The following is a 13350-nucleotide window of genomic DNA, read 5'->3' as shown; positions in this document are numbered from 1 at the left end:
ATCCCACGATGCGGCCAGTGAAAGCTGCATCACAGGAATTATCTTCGACTTTCGCTCGGGGGCGTCAAGGCGGTCGGCACCGACACCCAGGCGCTGGATCACCCGCTGGCCACGTCGATCGGCCCGCACGGACCGCCGAGCACACCGGCGGCGTCTTGCCCCGGGCGATGAGCGAATACGAGGAGGACACCGGCTGCAAGGTGCTCGACGACTTCCCGGAGTGGGAACTCTGCCACCGGGCGATCCTGTCCAAGGGCATCTACGGATTCGAGAACGTCGGCGGTGACCTGGACAAGGTCACCGGCAAGCGCGTCGCTTTCGCTGCCTTCCCGTGGCCCTGGGTCGGGGGCGACGGCTGCATCGTGCGGCTGGTGGCGGTCGTGGATCCGGGCGGCGCCTACCGCATCGAGACGGGCCGGTCGGCGTGACGGCCGAAGGGCAGGAAGCGCGCGGCGGTGGCATCCAGGTCATCGCGCGAGGCCGCGATGCTGCGACTGCTGCAGGCGCACCCGGCTGGGCTCACCCAGGCCGAGATCGGCGAGCGGCTGGCAAGGGCGCGCTCCACGGTCAGCGGGATCCTCAACGCGCTCGACGACAAAGGCCTGGTGGTCGCGCGCGGCGGCCGCGGCAGGTATCGGCTCGGCCCCGAGATCGCGCGCATGGCCGCCAGCGTGCGCCTCGGCGTGGTGATGGAGGTGCACCCGTTCATGGAAGAGTTGTCTCGCGAGCTGGGGGAGACCGTGGACCTGTCGATTCTGGACGGCGATCGAGCGACATTCCTCGACCAGGTCGTCTCGCCGCAGCGCTTGCGGGCGATCAGCGCGGTGGGAGATTCCTTCCCCGTGCACTGCTGCGCCCACGGCATAGCGCTGCTGGCCGGCCTGCCGCCCCAACAATTGGCGCCGGCGCTGCCCAGCCGACTGGCCCGGCTCACCGCGAACACGGTGACCAGCCCCGCAGATTTGCGCAAGAAGCTTGAGCGTGTTCGGGCCGAGGGTGTCGCCTACGACCGCAGGAAGCAAACCGAAGGCATCTGTGCGGTGGGCGCGATGCTCAAGGGTGTGACTGAGAGCAGGGTGGCCGTGAGCGTGCCGGTTCCGGCGCAGCGATTCTACGGCCGCGAAGCCGAACTCGCCGGGACGCTGCTGCCCTGCGTGGCCGAGGTCGACGTCTCGTTCGGCCAGGTCGAGCGGAAGTGAGGTCGCTTGCTGGGCCGGCGGGTGTCTTAAGGTAGGCTTTCGACCTGCTGCCGCGCACGCTGGCGGCATCCGGGCTGTGGCGCAGTTTGGTAGCGCACTTGACTGGGGGTCAAGTGGTCGCAGGTTCAAATCCTGTCAGCCCGACGCAGGTCAGAGGGTATTTTTGCCTCTGAGATCCGCTTATTGGTCAGGCGGGCAATCAAGTATCCGGGTATGCGGGAGTAGCCGCCGGCCATGGATCCCGAGAGGCCGTCGTCGTACTGGATGCGACGTGGCCGCGACGAGGTGGCCCCGAACGCCGCGTCCTGGCGCCCCGATGCCCGCCGCGCGCCGGGCCCGTTGTGGCCTCGGGCGGACTGCCCCAAGTCCGTACTCACGCAGCAGTGACGGTGAGCGGGTAACGTCAGGGGCATCGGTCCGCTCGGTTGTGAGCGGACATCCTGCACTGGATGGAAAATTTGATGGCTTCGCCAACGGCATTCCGCTCGCCCTACGTCCAACGTCTCGAACTGGTCAGGGACACGATCAGGTCCCATTCCAAGCTTGGAGACAAGGCGGCGAGCGAACTGGCGGAACAGATCTTGCTCGCACTGATTTCGATTCCGGAGAAGGTGCGCTGAAACAAGCACCCACGGTGGTGGCGCATCGGTGGTCACACGGCTGCGGGATTCGTGCGCACGTCCTATCTCGAACCGTTTCCTGCAGGGGGCCAATCAATCTCGGCCACGTTCGGCCATCCTGGCTCCACCTGCAGGCGTGAAAACACCTACGTCCGCCGCCGAGAAGGAGCCGCAGCACCCTTAGTCGTGTTGAGCGCTCGAGGAGCGGCTCATCCCGGCGATCAGGCGCTGCCAAACACCGGTGGACGCCCCACGATTGTGCACGCCGAGATTTCGACATAGCAGTCCGCAGAGAGGAAACCATGGCGATTACCGACGTTCCCGCCTTCGCCCACTTAACTGTCGCCGACATCGAGAATTTTGCCGCAGAGCTGGACGCGATCCGGTTTGACGTCATCGACTCGCTCGGCGAGCGCGACGCCCGCTACATCCACCGCACCATCGCCGCACAACGCGCCGCCGACGTAGTCGGCCGGCTCCTGCTGGCCGGTAGCTCGAAACGGTCGGCGAGATGGGCGGGTACCGTGACGCTCGGTCTGGCCAAGATCATCGAGAACATGGAGATCGGCCACAACGTCATGCACGGCCAGTGGAACTGGATGAACGATCCCGAGATCCACTCCACGACGTGGGAGTGGGACATGACTGCCGCGTCGAAGCACTGGATCTCCGCCCACAATTTCCAGCACCACAAGTACACCAACATCGTGGGCATGGACGACGATGTGGGCTACTTCGTCCTACGTGTCACACGTGACCAGCCCTGGGAGCGTGTCAACACGGGCAACCTGCTGTTCAATGCCCTCCTGGCGCTGGGATTCGAGTGGGGCATCGGATTGCAGACCATCGACCTGGCCAAGGTCCTGGAGGCCGGCCCGGACCGCGACGCCACCCTTCAGCAGATGCGCGAGTTCTCGATCAAGGCCGGCGGGCAGGTGTTCAAGGATTACGTCGCGTTCCCTGCGCTCACCTCGCTGTCGCCGGCGGCGACCTACAAATCGACGCTGAAGGCCACCCTGGTTGCCAACGTGATTCGCAACGTCTGGGCCAACGCGGTGATTTTCTGCGGCCACTTCCCTGATGGTGCAGAGAAATTCACGAAGACCGACATGGCCGGTGAATCCAAGGGTGAGTGGTATCTGCGTCAGCTGCTGGGAAGCGCCAACTTCGAAGCGGGTCCGGTGCTGCGGTTCATGAGCGGGAACCTGTGCCATCAGATCGAGCATCACCTGTTTCCCGATCTGCCCAGCAGCAGGCTGCACGAGGTCTCGGTGCGGGTGCGCGAGGTGTGCGACAAGTACGACCTGCCCTACACGACGGGCTCGTTTTTGATGCAGTACGGCAAAACGTGGCGCACCATCGCCAAATTGTCGCTGCCGGACAAGTACTTGCGCGACACCGCCGACGACGCTCCGGAAACTCGCAGCGAGCGTATGTTCGCTGAACTCGAGCCCGGTCGCGCCGACACCGGCCTGGTGACGGGGCGCCGCCGCGGGCTCAAGACGGCGCTGGCGGCGGTCCGCGAATGGCGCCGGGGGGAGCCGGAGTCCCGCCGCTGAAGCCGTTCGGCCCCTGCCCGCCACTTTCGGCCACACCCGGGCCCAACTGCCTCCATGGTGGGGTATTGCGACCCTAGAACGCGGCGGCCGCCACTGGTCAACTCTGCCCAGACGGCCGGAAGCGACCGGGAGGATCAGCAGTGACGGGCGGTACGGGACCTGGGATCGTGCGGGGGATCACGCGGCTGCGTCCGCTGATCGAGCCGGTCCTGGTGGTGCTCACGGTCGGCGCGCTGGCCGCCGGCGGGATCGCGTGGCTCACCGGCAGTCGCGAACTCGCCGACAGTTGCTGGCGCGCTGGGACCGTGCTGGCGGTGCTACCCGCCTCGGTATGGGTGGCGGCGGCGTTGTGCCGGCGCCGGCTCGGCGTGGACGTCATCGCCGTGCTGTCCCTGGTGGGCACCCTGCTGGTGCACGAATACCTGGCCGGGGCGTTGGTCGCGGTGATGCTGGCCGGTGGGCGTGCGCTGGACGCGGCGGCCGCGCGTCGCGCCTCCCACGATCTGCGGGCCCTGCTGGAGCGGGCGCCACGCTTCGCGCGGCGGCGCGACGGCACGCAGGTCAGCGTGATCCCACTGGCCGACGTGGTCGTCGACGACTTGCTGGAAGTCGGCCCCGGTGAGGTGGTGCCGGTGGACGGCCGCGTGGTCGACGTGGTCGCGGTGTTGGACGAGTCGGTGCTGACCGGTGAGCCGCTGCAGGTCGAGCGCGGCGTCGGTGAACCCGTGCGCAGCGGGGTCGTCAACGCGGGTAGCGCGTTCGAGTTGCGGGCCACCGCGACGGCCGAAGACAGCACCTACGCCGGCATCGTGCGGCTGGCCCAGCAGGCGGGTGCGGAAAACGCTCCGATCGTGCGGTTGGCCGACCGCTACGCGGCGTGGTTCCTGCCGCTGGCGCTGCTGTTGTCCGGTGGTGCGTGGCTGGCCAGCGGGTCGGCGGTGCGGGCGGTGGCCGTGCTGGTGGTGGCGACCCCTTGCCCGCTGCTGCTGGCGGCGCCGGTGGCCATCGTCTCCGGCCTGTCGCGCGCATCCCGGGCCGGGGTGATCGTCCGCGGCGGTGGCGCTCTGGAAAATCTCGGCAGTGCAACCACTTTGATGATGGACAAGACCGGCACGCTGACGATGGGCCGACCGGTGGTCGTCGATGTGATCGCCCCGCCCGGCGGTGACGCGACCGAGGTTTTGCGGCTGTCGGCCTCGGTGGATCAGCTCTCCCCGCACGTGCTCGCCGAGGCCATCGTGACCGAAGCCCTCGCACGCGGCCTCGAGCTGTCCTTGCCCGCCGACGTACTCGAGGAGCCGGGCCGCGGTGTCACCGCCACCATCGGCGAGCGCCGGGTGACCGTCGGCAAACTGCCCCCCCGTTCCGTGAGCGGCGCGTGGGCGCGGGGAGCGGTCAACCGGGCGCGCCTCGACGGCGCTGCCATCGCCTGGATGTGCCTCGACGGTGAACCGGCCGGCGCGGTGCTGTTGCGGGATCCGTTGCGCCGGAACGCGCCCCACACGATGCGCCGGTTGCGCGCGGCCGGCTTCAATCGGCTTGTGATGCTCACCGGTGACCGTGTCGAACCGGCACGCGAGGTCGCCACGGTGCTGGGCCTCGACGACGTCTACGCCGAACAAACCCCCGCCGACAAGGTCGCGGCGGTGCGTACCGAACGAGAACGGGCGGTCACCGTGATGGTGGGCGATGGTGTCAACGACGCGCCGGCGTTGGCGGCGGCGACGGTCGGTGTGGCGATGGGTGCCCGCGGGGCCACCGCGTCCTCGGAGGCCGCCGACATCGTGCTGACCGCCGATCGCGTCGACCGGCTCGCCGACGCGATCGACATCGCGCGCTGGTCCCGGCGCATCGCCGTGCAGAGCGCCGTGGTGGGGATGAGCCTGTCGCTGCTGGCGATGGTGATCGCCGCGCTGGGCTGGCTGCCGCCGGCCCCGGGTGCGCTGCTGCAGGAGGGTATCGATGTCGCGGTGATCCTCAACGCGCTGCGTGCGCTGCGCGGCAATCCGCGCACCGAACTGGAGTTGCCCACCGGCACCGAGCAGATGCTGCGGCGTTTCGCGGCCGAACACGACGAACTGCGCGACACCATCGGCCTGCTGCGCGACAGCGCCGACCGCCTGGCCCACGGCCCCGACGCCGCGGCGCTGGAATCACTGAGGACAGTGCACGGCTTGCTCACCGAGCGGATCCTGCCGCACGAACGCGCGGAGGAGACCCTGCTGTACCCCGCGTTGGCGCGGCCGCTCGGCAGCGACGAGGCCACCGCGACCATGAGCCGCACCCACGCCGAGATCCAGCGCCTCGCCGACCGCATCGGCACGCATGTGGCGCTGGCGCAATCGGCCGGAGCGATCCAGCCCGACCAGGTCGACGACCTCCTGGCCTGCCTGTACGGCCTGTATGCCCTGCTGCGGCTGCACTTCGTCCAGGAGGAGGAAAACTACTTCACCCTGGTCGAGGACGAGCCAACTCCGCCCGACGCGAGTCGACGACCCGGCCCGGCTCCTCGTGCCGATTCGGCGGCCGGCTAGATCAGCCACATGGGTCTGTTGAGCCGCAACCAACGCCGGGTGTAACCCGCGCTCACCCGATCGACCGACGTGGTTCAACGGTCGCTGGACGCGCTCGTCGGGCGGCTGGGGGAGGGCCGAAATTACTGGGCGGCATGGGTATTCGATGTTCCCGCAGTGACAGTGCTCACCGTGGTCCGCGGCCCGATTGTCGTACCACCTGGGACGGTCTCGTTCAACTGCTCAGTCAGATTGCGGATCTGCGGTTCGATGAAGTCAACGTCGCGACAGTCGACCCAACATATGAACGCGTACGAGATGGCTTCAATATGGCAATAGTCCGATGCAAGAACGGTTTTCCCGTTTCCTGTCCGGCCCGCTAACGGCTCTTGTGACGTTGTCGTGGGTCCGTGACCAGGGGATTTGGGGCGCAACGCCGTGTCCTGCTTACGTTTTGGACTGTTGGAAGGTTCAAGACGAAGGAGGGTGGACGGCGTTGCGCAAATCCAGGGTATTCGTAGCGGCTCTCGAGGGCCAGGACACGCTCATCGAGGACGTGACGATCCAGACGGAGACCTCCCGTGGTAAGACGCCGGTGACCAGCGAGGTGCTGGTGTTTTCGGTGCGTCCCAAGGCATCGCAGGCCAGTCGTTGTTCACGATGCCGCAAACACTGCCCGGGTTATGACGGCGGCGACGATGTGCGCCGCTGGCGGACCCTCGACGTGGGCGTGTCATTCCATCTGTGTAAGTCCGGGGTGGTCCATCATCGGACCGCCGTTGGGCGGACAGAAGGAGTGTTTTGTGACCAAGACCATGCAGATGCCGGCTGAGGAGACGACCGCGGCGCGGCGGCTGGCCGAGATGTTCACCGAAGAGACGCTGGACTCGTTGATTAAGGATGCGGTGAAGACCGGGACCCCGATCGACGGCGCGGACGGTTTGCTGAACCAGCTGACTAAGGCCGTGCTGGAGCGGGCGCTGAATGCGGAGCTAACCCACCATCTGGGTTATGAGGCCGGCGATCCGGCCGGACGCGGATCGGGAAATTCGCGCAACGGCACCACGCCGAAAACGGTGACCACCGTCAACGGCCCGGTGCAGATCGATGCGCCGCGTGATCGCAACGGCTCGTTTGAGCCGGCGATTGTGCCGAAGAAGACCCGCCGGCTCAACAACATCAATTCGGTGGTGTTGTCGCTGTATTCACGGGGAATGACCACCCGCGATATCGAAGCCCACCTGCAGGAGGTCTATGGGGCGTCGGTGTCGCGGGAGTTGATCTCCAATATCACCGAGGTGGTGGTCGATGAGATCAAGGCCTGGCAGGCCCGCCCGCTCGATGAGGTCTACCCGATCCTCTACATCGATGGGCTGCGGCTGCGGATCGGCGACAACGGGGTCATCACCACCAAGGTCGCCTATTTGGCCATTGGCGTGGATCTGGAGGGCCGCAAACACGCCTTGGGCTGCTGGATCCAGGACTCCGAGGGGGCGAAGTTCTGGCAGAAGGTCGTCATCGACCTGCGCAACCGCGGGGTGCGCGACATCCTCATCGCCTGCTGCGACGGGCTGACCGGTCTGCCTGATGCGATCCGCTCGATCTATCCCGATACCGTGGTGCAGACCTGCGTCGTGCACGTCATTAGGAATGCGATGCGCTTCGTGTCTTATAAGGACCGCAAGAAGGTCGCCACCGCGATGCGGGCGATCTACAGTGCGCCGACCGTCGATGGAGCCGAACTCGCACTCAAGGAGTTCGACCAGCAATTCGGCGCCCAATATCCGGGTGCAATTGACGTGTGGCACAACGCCTGGGGGGAATTCGTTCCGTTCCTGGACTATCCGGTGGAGTTGCGCAAGATCGTCTACACCACCAATGCGATCGAGTCGATCAACTTCCAGTTGCGCAAGATCACCAAGAACCGTGGTCATTTCACGGACAAGGACGCCGCGATGAAGTTGCTGTACCTCGGGCTGCGCAACATCTCCAGCGAGAGAGGAGGCTATTCGGGTACTGGAACGCACAACTGGACTGTGGCGCTCAACACACTCGCCAGACTATTCCCTGGGCGAATCCCATTGTGCTAGAATACAACTCGTAGTCAAATCACCTCTGACTTACACAGAAATCGTGACAGGCTCCTCGACGTGGGCGCCACCAAGGCCTACCTGCAGGCACCGGTACCCCGGGTGACCTGCGGTGAGCACGGAGTGGGGGTGGCACACGTGCCGTGGGCGCGTCCCGGAGCCAAACACACCTGGGCCTTTGAGGACACCTGCGCATGGTGGGCCGCACACGCCGCGATCAGCGTGGTTGCGGTGTTTTTGCGGGTCGCCTGGCGCACCGTCGCGGCGATCGTGGCCCGGGTCATCGCCGATGGCCGCGACACCAACGACCTGCTCGCCGGCCTGACCCGCATCGGCATCGACGAGATCTCCTACCGCAACGGCCACCGCTATTTGACCTGCGTGATCGACCACACCACAGGCCGGCTGGTGTGGGCCGCACCCGGCCGCAACCAAGACACCCTGAGCCGTTTCTTCGACCAGCTCGGTGATGCCCGCGCCGCGGCATTGACCCACGTCAGCTGCGATGGCGCGGAATGGATCCACACCGTGCTGCGCGAGCGGGCCCCTCAGGCGGTGATCTGCCTGGATCCCTTCCACATCGTGGCCTGGGCGATGAGGGCTCTCGACAAGGTGCGGGTGCGCACCATGACCCGTGCCGGCGTGCGGGATCGCCACGCCATGTGGGCGGTCCGCAAAAACCCGGCCGACCTGACCGGCGAGCAACGCACCAGCCTCGCGGCGATCACGACTACCAACGCCACGCTGTATCGGGCTTATCTGCTCAAAGAGCAACTCCGCGAAGTGTTTCAGGTCAAGGGCCGCGACGGCCGCCAACTGCTGGCCGGATGGCTGTCCTGGGCCTCGCACTCACACATCCCGGAATTCGTCGCTGTGGCCCGAACCGTCCGCCGTCACAAGGAGTTGATCGGCAACACCCTCGACCACCAACTGTCCAATGCCCGCTCGGAGTCCACGAACACCCATCTACGGGCGTTGACCAAGCGGGCATACGGGTTTCATAGTCCAGATGCGCTGATCGGCATGGCCATGCTCACCCGCGGCGGCCTCTGCCCCGCACTACCCGGCCGCACAGCATGAAACCCCACCCACGGAACTGTCAGGAGATCCCCGCTAACACCACGCGAGAAGGAGTCGACACTTCCTTCGTAAGGTCGAGATGGCTTTGAATCTCATTGAGGTAGCCCAGCCTGCCCTCTCTGTCAACCTTGGGTGAGGCACCCGTCCCCTGTGTGACAGGGTTAAGTGAGACAGCAGCAGTAGCCAATCATCGCTACAGGGCGAGACAGGATCACCATTTTGGGGCTCTTCTGGGAACTCCGTGGGTCATGGGATGGCCGGATAGAGCTGGAGCCCGCCGAGGTGGAAGTAGATCGCGGTCTTGAAGTGCTCGCGGTTGCGGTAGCCGCGGGCCGAAACCCGGATGGCCTGGATGCGTGAGTTCAGGCCCTCGGCACCGGCGTTGGTGATGCGGTGGGCGAAGTAGGACAACAGCCCCGCCTCGTGGCGCTTCAACGTCTTGGCCGCGTCGATGATCGGCTTGAGACGGCAGTGGGTGGCCCAGAAGTACCAGCGCTTAAAGTGTTTGGCTGCCCAGCCGCGACGCTGGTAGGACCAGAAGTGCCGCAGGCTCTCCTTGATCGCCCATGCCCGAGCGGTTTTCAGGTCACCGGAGCGCAGCGTGGCGAAGCGGTCTTGGTGACGGTCGGGCAGGTTCTCCGCCGAATACAGCCACAGGTACTTGCTGCCGGCCAGGCTCTTATCGCCGGCCGCGGCCAGCGCCCGGTTCTCGGCCTTGCGCACGGTGTCCACGGCCTTGGTCAGGTAGCCCATCAGGTGGTAGCGGTCGAAGACGATCTTGTTCTCGGCGTCGCTCAGGTGCGCGCGCACCGAGGCGGCGAACGGCTCCCACATGTCCATTGCCACCGCCTCGATCCCGGCCAGCTGCTCGGGGGTGAACCGGTCGAAGTAGCCGTCCAGGCTGGCCTGGCGGCGTTCGTCGGCGATGTAGTCCACCGTGCCGGGCGTGTCATTCCATCTGTGTAAGTCCGGGGTGGTCCATCATCGGACCGCCGTTGGGCGGACAGAAGGAGTGTTTTGTGACCAAGACCATGCAGATGCCGGCTGAGGAGACGACCGCGGCGCGGCGGCTGGCCGAGATGTTCACCGAAGAGACGCTGGACTCGTTGATTAAGGATGCGGTGAAGACCGGGACCCCGATCGACGGCGCGGACGGTTTGCTGAACCAGCTGACTAAGGCCGTGCTGGAGCGGGCGCTGAATGCGGAGCTAACCCACCATCTGGGCTATGAGGCCGGCGATCCGGCCGGACGCGGATCGGGAAATTCGCGCAACGGCACCACGCCGAAAACGGTGACCACCGTCAACGGCCCGGTGCAGATCGATGCGCCGCGTGATCGCAACGGCTCGTTTGAGCCGGCGATTGTGCCGAAGAAGACCCGCCGGCTCAACAACATCAATTCGGTGGTGTTGTCGCTGTATTCACGGGGAATGACCACCCGCGATATCGAAGCCCACCTGCAGGAGGTCTATGGGGCGTCGGTGTCGCGGGAGTTGATCTCCAATATCACCGAGGTGGTGGTCGATGAGATCAAGGCCTGGCAGGCCCGCCCGCTCGATGAGGTCTACCCGATCCTCTACATCGATGGGCTGCGGCTGCGGATCGGCGACAACGGGGTCATCACCACCAAGGTCGCCTATTTGGCCATTGGCGTGGATCTGGAGGGCCGCAAACACGCCTTGGGCTGCTGGATCCAGGACTCCGAGGGGGCGAAGTTCTGGCAGAAGGTCGTCATCGACCTGCGCAACCGCGGGGTGCGCGACATCCTCATCGCCTGCTGCGACGGGCTGACCGGTCTGCCTGATGCGATCCGCTCGATCTATCCCGATACCGTGGTGCAGACCTGCGTCGTGCACGTCATTAGGAATGCGATGCGCTTCGTGTCTTATAAGGACCGCAAGAAGGTCGCCACCGCGATGCGGGCGATCTACAGTGCGCCGACCGTCGATGGAGCCGAACTCGCACTCAAGGAGTTCGACCAGCAATTCGGCGCCCAATATCCGGGTGCAATTGACGTGTGGCACAACGCCTGGGGGGAATTCGTTCCGTTCCTGGACTATCCGGTGGAGTTGCGCAAGATCGTCTACACCACCAATGCGATCGAGTCGATCAACTTCCAGTTGCGCAAGATCACCAAGAACCGTGGTCATTTCACGGACAAGGACGCCGCGATGAAGTTGCTGTACCTCGGGCTGCGCAACATCTCCAGCGAGAGAGGAGGCTATTCGGGTACTGGAACGCACAACTGGACTGTGGCGCTCAACACACTCGCCAGACTATTCCCTGGGCGAATCCCATTGTGCTAGAATACAACTCGTAGTCAAATCACCTCTGACTTACACAGAAATCGTGACAGGCTCCACCGTGCCCGCGTCCAGGTCACTGACCACGGTGATGTAGTCCTGTCCCTTCCCGGCCGCCTTCTCATCGACCCCGACGTGGGCCGGCGCCACCAGCGGTTTGGCGGCCAGGCCGCGGGCCACCGCACGGTCCATCAGGTGCCACGCCTCGTCCCAGCTGACCCGCAGCAGCCCGGCCGCGGCCGCCACGTCGCACGCGGCGAGCACGTCGATGGCCAGCCGCTCAAACAACATGGTGAACCGCGAATGCGGCTCGGCCCACGGCAGCCGCACCTGATGCACCCCGTGCTCGGGACAGGCCACCCGCGGCGGGCTGGCATGCAGGAACGTCAGAAACGCACACGAGTCCAGATGCCGCCACGCCCGTTCCTCGCCATGGTCATACACCGACAGCTCGCGCTCGCAGTCCGGGCAGGCGAACCGGGTCCGGCCCGGATGCACGACCCAGACGTCCACCCGACCTTCCTGAGCCGACAGCTCCACCCGTTGCACCTCCCACGGCGCTACCAGTCCCAGCAGATGGCGGTACAACTCGGTGTCGCGCACACAGCACATCCTGCCGCCCTGCGCCCATCACGCCCAGACCAGACCCACAGAAAACCCGGAAGCGCCCCATTTTCCGTGACTATGACGATCGCATCCCTGGACGGGTGCAGTGATAATGACCAAGTGGACAACGTGCCCGATCCAGGTGCTCGGGCGCGGCGGCGCACGTTCACCGCCGAGTACAAGGCCCGCATCCTCGACGAGTACGACGCGCTGTCGGTGGGCTCGTCGGAGCGTGGTGCGTTGCTGCGCCGTGAAGGCCTGTACAGCTCGCATATCGCCGAATGGCGAAAGGCCCGTGATGCCGGTGCTCGGGAGGGTTTGTCGGCGAAGGGCAAGCCGAAGCGCAGCGCTGAGCAGGTCGAGTTGGACAAGCTGCGGCGGCGCACCACGCAACTGCAGGCTGAGCTGGATCGGACCAAGCTAGCGCTGGAGATCACGGGAAAAGCGCACGCGCTCTTGGAGATGCTCTCCGAGAGCGCGGATTTCGAGCCGAAGTCCAAGCCGTGATCGGCGAGCACCTGCCCGACCTGGAGGCCGCAACCAGCACCAAACGGGCGTGCGAATTGCTGGGTGCATCGCGGGCCACGCTCCACCGCCACCGCAACCCACCACCACGGCCGGCACGGCGGGTGCGGCCCGAGCCACTGAATAAGCTCACCGAGGCCGAACGCCAGCAGATTCTGACGGTGCTGCGCTCAGAGCAGTACTGCGATCTGGCGCCGGCGCAGGTGTGGGCGCGACTGCTTGATGATGGTGTCTACCTGTGCTCGATTCGCACCATGTACCGGCTACTGGCCATTGCCGGGGAGAACCGCGAGCGGCGTCGCCAGCGCACCCATCCGGCGCGCAAGAAACCCGAGCTGATCGCTAACGCACCAAACCGGGTCTGGTCCTGGGATATAACGAAATTGCAAGGGCCACAACGGGGTATCTTCTATCAACTCTATGTGATTATCGACATCTTCTCGCGCTACGTCGTCGGCTGGATCATCGCAGAAGTTGAGGACGGTGAGTTGGCCAAAGCATTTATCGCCGACACCATGGCCCGTCACGGCATCGCCCGCGGCCAGTTGGCCTTGCACGCTGATCGCGGCACCTCGATGACCTCCAAGCCGGTCGCCCAGTTGCTGATCGACCTGGGGGTGGACCGCAGCCACAGCCGCCCGCACGTGTCCAACGACAATCCCTACTCGGAGGCTAATTTCAAGACCCTCAAGTACTGCCCGGCGTTCCCGGGCCGGTTCGGCTCGATCGAAGATGCCCGCGCCTTCTGCACGACATTCTTCGATTACTACAACCATGAGCATCGCCACAGCGGCGTGGGCCTACACACCGTGGTCGCGTCCTAAAGCCGGTGTAAAAGAGGCCGGGCGTAGGTTC

General features: G+C 65.5%; 9 protein-coding genes, 1 tRNA gene and 3 pseudogenes. 11 read left to right on the top strand and 2 right to left on the bottom strand.

The window, feature by feature from the left end:
* Positions 1–60: 60 nt before the first annotated feature.
* From AB8998_RS16495 to AB8998_RS16460, 8 genes and pseudogenes are all read left to right on the top strand, one after another.
* Positions 61–428, top strand: a pseudogene (locus tag AB8998_RS16495) (cyclase family protein); the annotation flags it as partial.
* Positions 425–1199: pseudogene (locus AB8998_RS16490) on the top strand (IclR family transcriptional regulator). The pseudogenes AB8998_RS16495 and AB8998_RS16490, both read left to right, overlap by 4 nt.
* A 70-nt stretch (positions 1200–1269) precedes the next feature.
* A tRNA-Pro gene (locus tag AB8998_RS16485) sits at positions 1270–1343 on the top strand.
* Between the two features lie 305 nt (positions 1344–1648).
* Complete coding sequence (locus tag AB8998_RS16480; protein WP_369738837.1) at positions 1649–1819, top strand: DUF6307 family protein; 171 nt, start codon at positions 1649–1651, stop codon at positions 1817–1819.
* Positions 1820–2121: 302 nt separating this feature from the next.
* Complete coding sequence (locus AB8998_RS16475) at positions 2122–3378, top strand: fatty acid desaturase family protein (RefSeq protein WP_369738836.1); 1257 nt, start codon at positions 2122–2124, stop codon at positions 3376–3378.
* Between the two features lie 140 nt (positions 3379–3518).
* The gene (locus tag AB8998_RS16470; RefSeq protein ID WP_369738835.1) at positions 3519–5912 is read left to right on the top strand and encodes a heavy metal translocating P-type ATPase; all 2394 of its coding nucleotides are present in this window, start codon (positions 3519–3521) and stop codon (positions 5910–5912) included.
* Between the two features lie 833 nt (positions 5913–6745).
* The gene (locus AB8998_RS16465; protein WP_369741377.1) at positions 6746–7981 is read left to right on the top strand and encodes an IS256 family transposase; all 1236 of its coding nucleotides are present in this window, start codon (positions 6746–6748) and stop codon (positions 7979–7981) included.
* An 18-nt stretch (positions 7982–7999) separates the two neighbouring features.
* The gene (locus tag AB8998_RS16460) at positions 8000–9061 is read left to right on the top strand and encodes an ISL3 family transposase (RefSeq protein WP_369741613.1); all 1062 of its coding nucleotides are present in this window, start codon (positions 8000–8002) and stop codon (positions 9059–9061) included.
* Positions 9062–9307: 246 nt separating this feature from the next.
* Here AB8998_RS16460 and AB8998_RS16455 read toward each other — a convergent pair whose 3' ends face one another.
* Positions 9308–9997, bottom strand: a complete 690-nt coding sequence (locus tag AB8998_RS16455) for an ISL3 family transposase (protein WP_369738834.1) — start codon at positions 9995–9997, stop codon at positions 9308–9310.
* 134 nt (positions 9998–10131) lie between these two features.
* Here AB8998_RS16455 and AB8998_RS16450 point away from each other — a divergent pair, with 134 nt between their 5' ends.
* The gene (locus tag AB8998_RS16450; RefSeq protein ID WP_369741377.1) at positions 10132–11367 is read left to right on the top strand and encodes an IS256 family transposase; all 1236 of its coding nucleotides are present in this window, start codon (positions 10132–10134) and stop codon (positions 11365–11367) included.
* A 30-nt stretch (positions 11368–11397) separates the two neighbouring features.
* On the opposite strand, the gene AB8998_RS16445 is transcribed toward AB8998_RS16450, so the two are convergent.
* The gene (locus AB8998_RS16445; RefSeq protein ID WP_369738833.1) at positions 11398–11967 is read right to left on the bottom strand and encodes a helix-turn-helix domain-containing protein; all 570 of its coding nucleotides are present in this window, start codon (positions 11965–11967) and stop codon (positions 11398–11400) included.
* An 81-nt stretch (positions 11968–12048) separates the two neighbouring features.
* Here AB8998_RS16445 and AB8998_RS16440 point away from each other — a divergent pair, with 81 nt between their 5' ends.
* Entirely contained in the window at positions 12049–12477 is a 429-nt protein-coding gene (locus AB8998_RS16440) for a transposase (RefSeq protein WP_369738832.1), read from the top strand.
* Positions 12474–13304: pseudogene (locus tag AB8998_RS16435) on the top strand (IS3 family transposase); the annotation flags it as partial. The gene AB8998_RS16440 and the pseudogene AB8998_RS16435, both read left to right, overlap by 4 nt.
* Positions 13305–13350: the final 46 nt, after the last annotated feature.

The organism is Mycobacterium sp. HUMS_12744610, assembly GCF_041206865.1.
Taxonomy (GTDB): Bacteria; Actinomycetota; Actinomycetes; order Mycobacteriales; family Mycobacteriaceae; genus Mycobacterium; species Mycobacterium servetii.
Note: the sequence above shows the minus strand (reverse complement) of the source record. Positions and strands in the feature narration are given on the sequence as shown.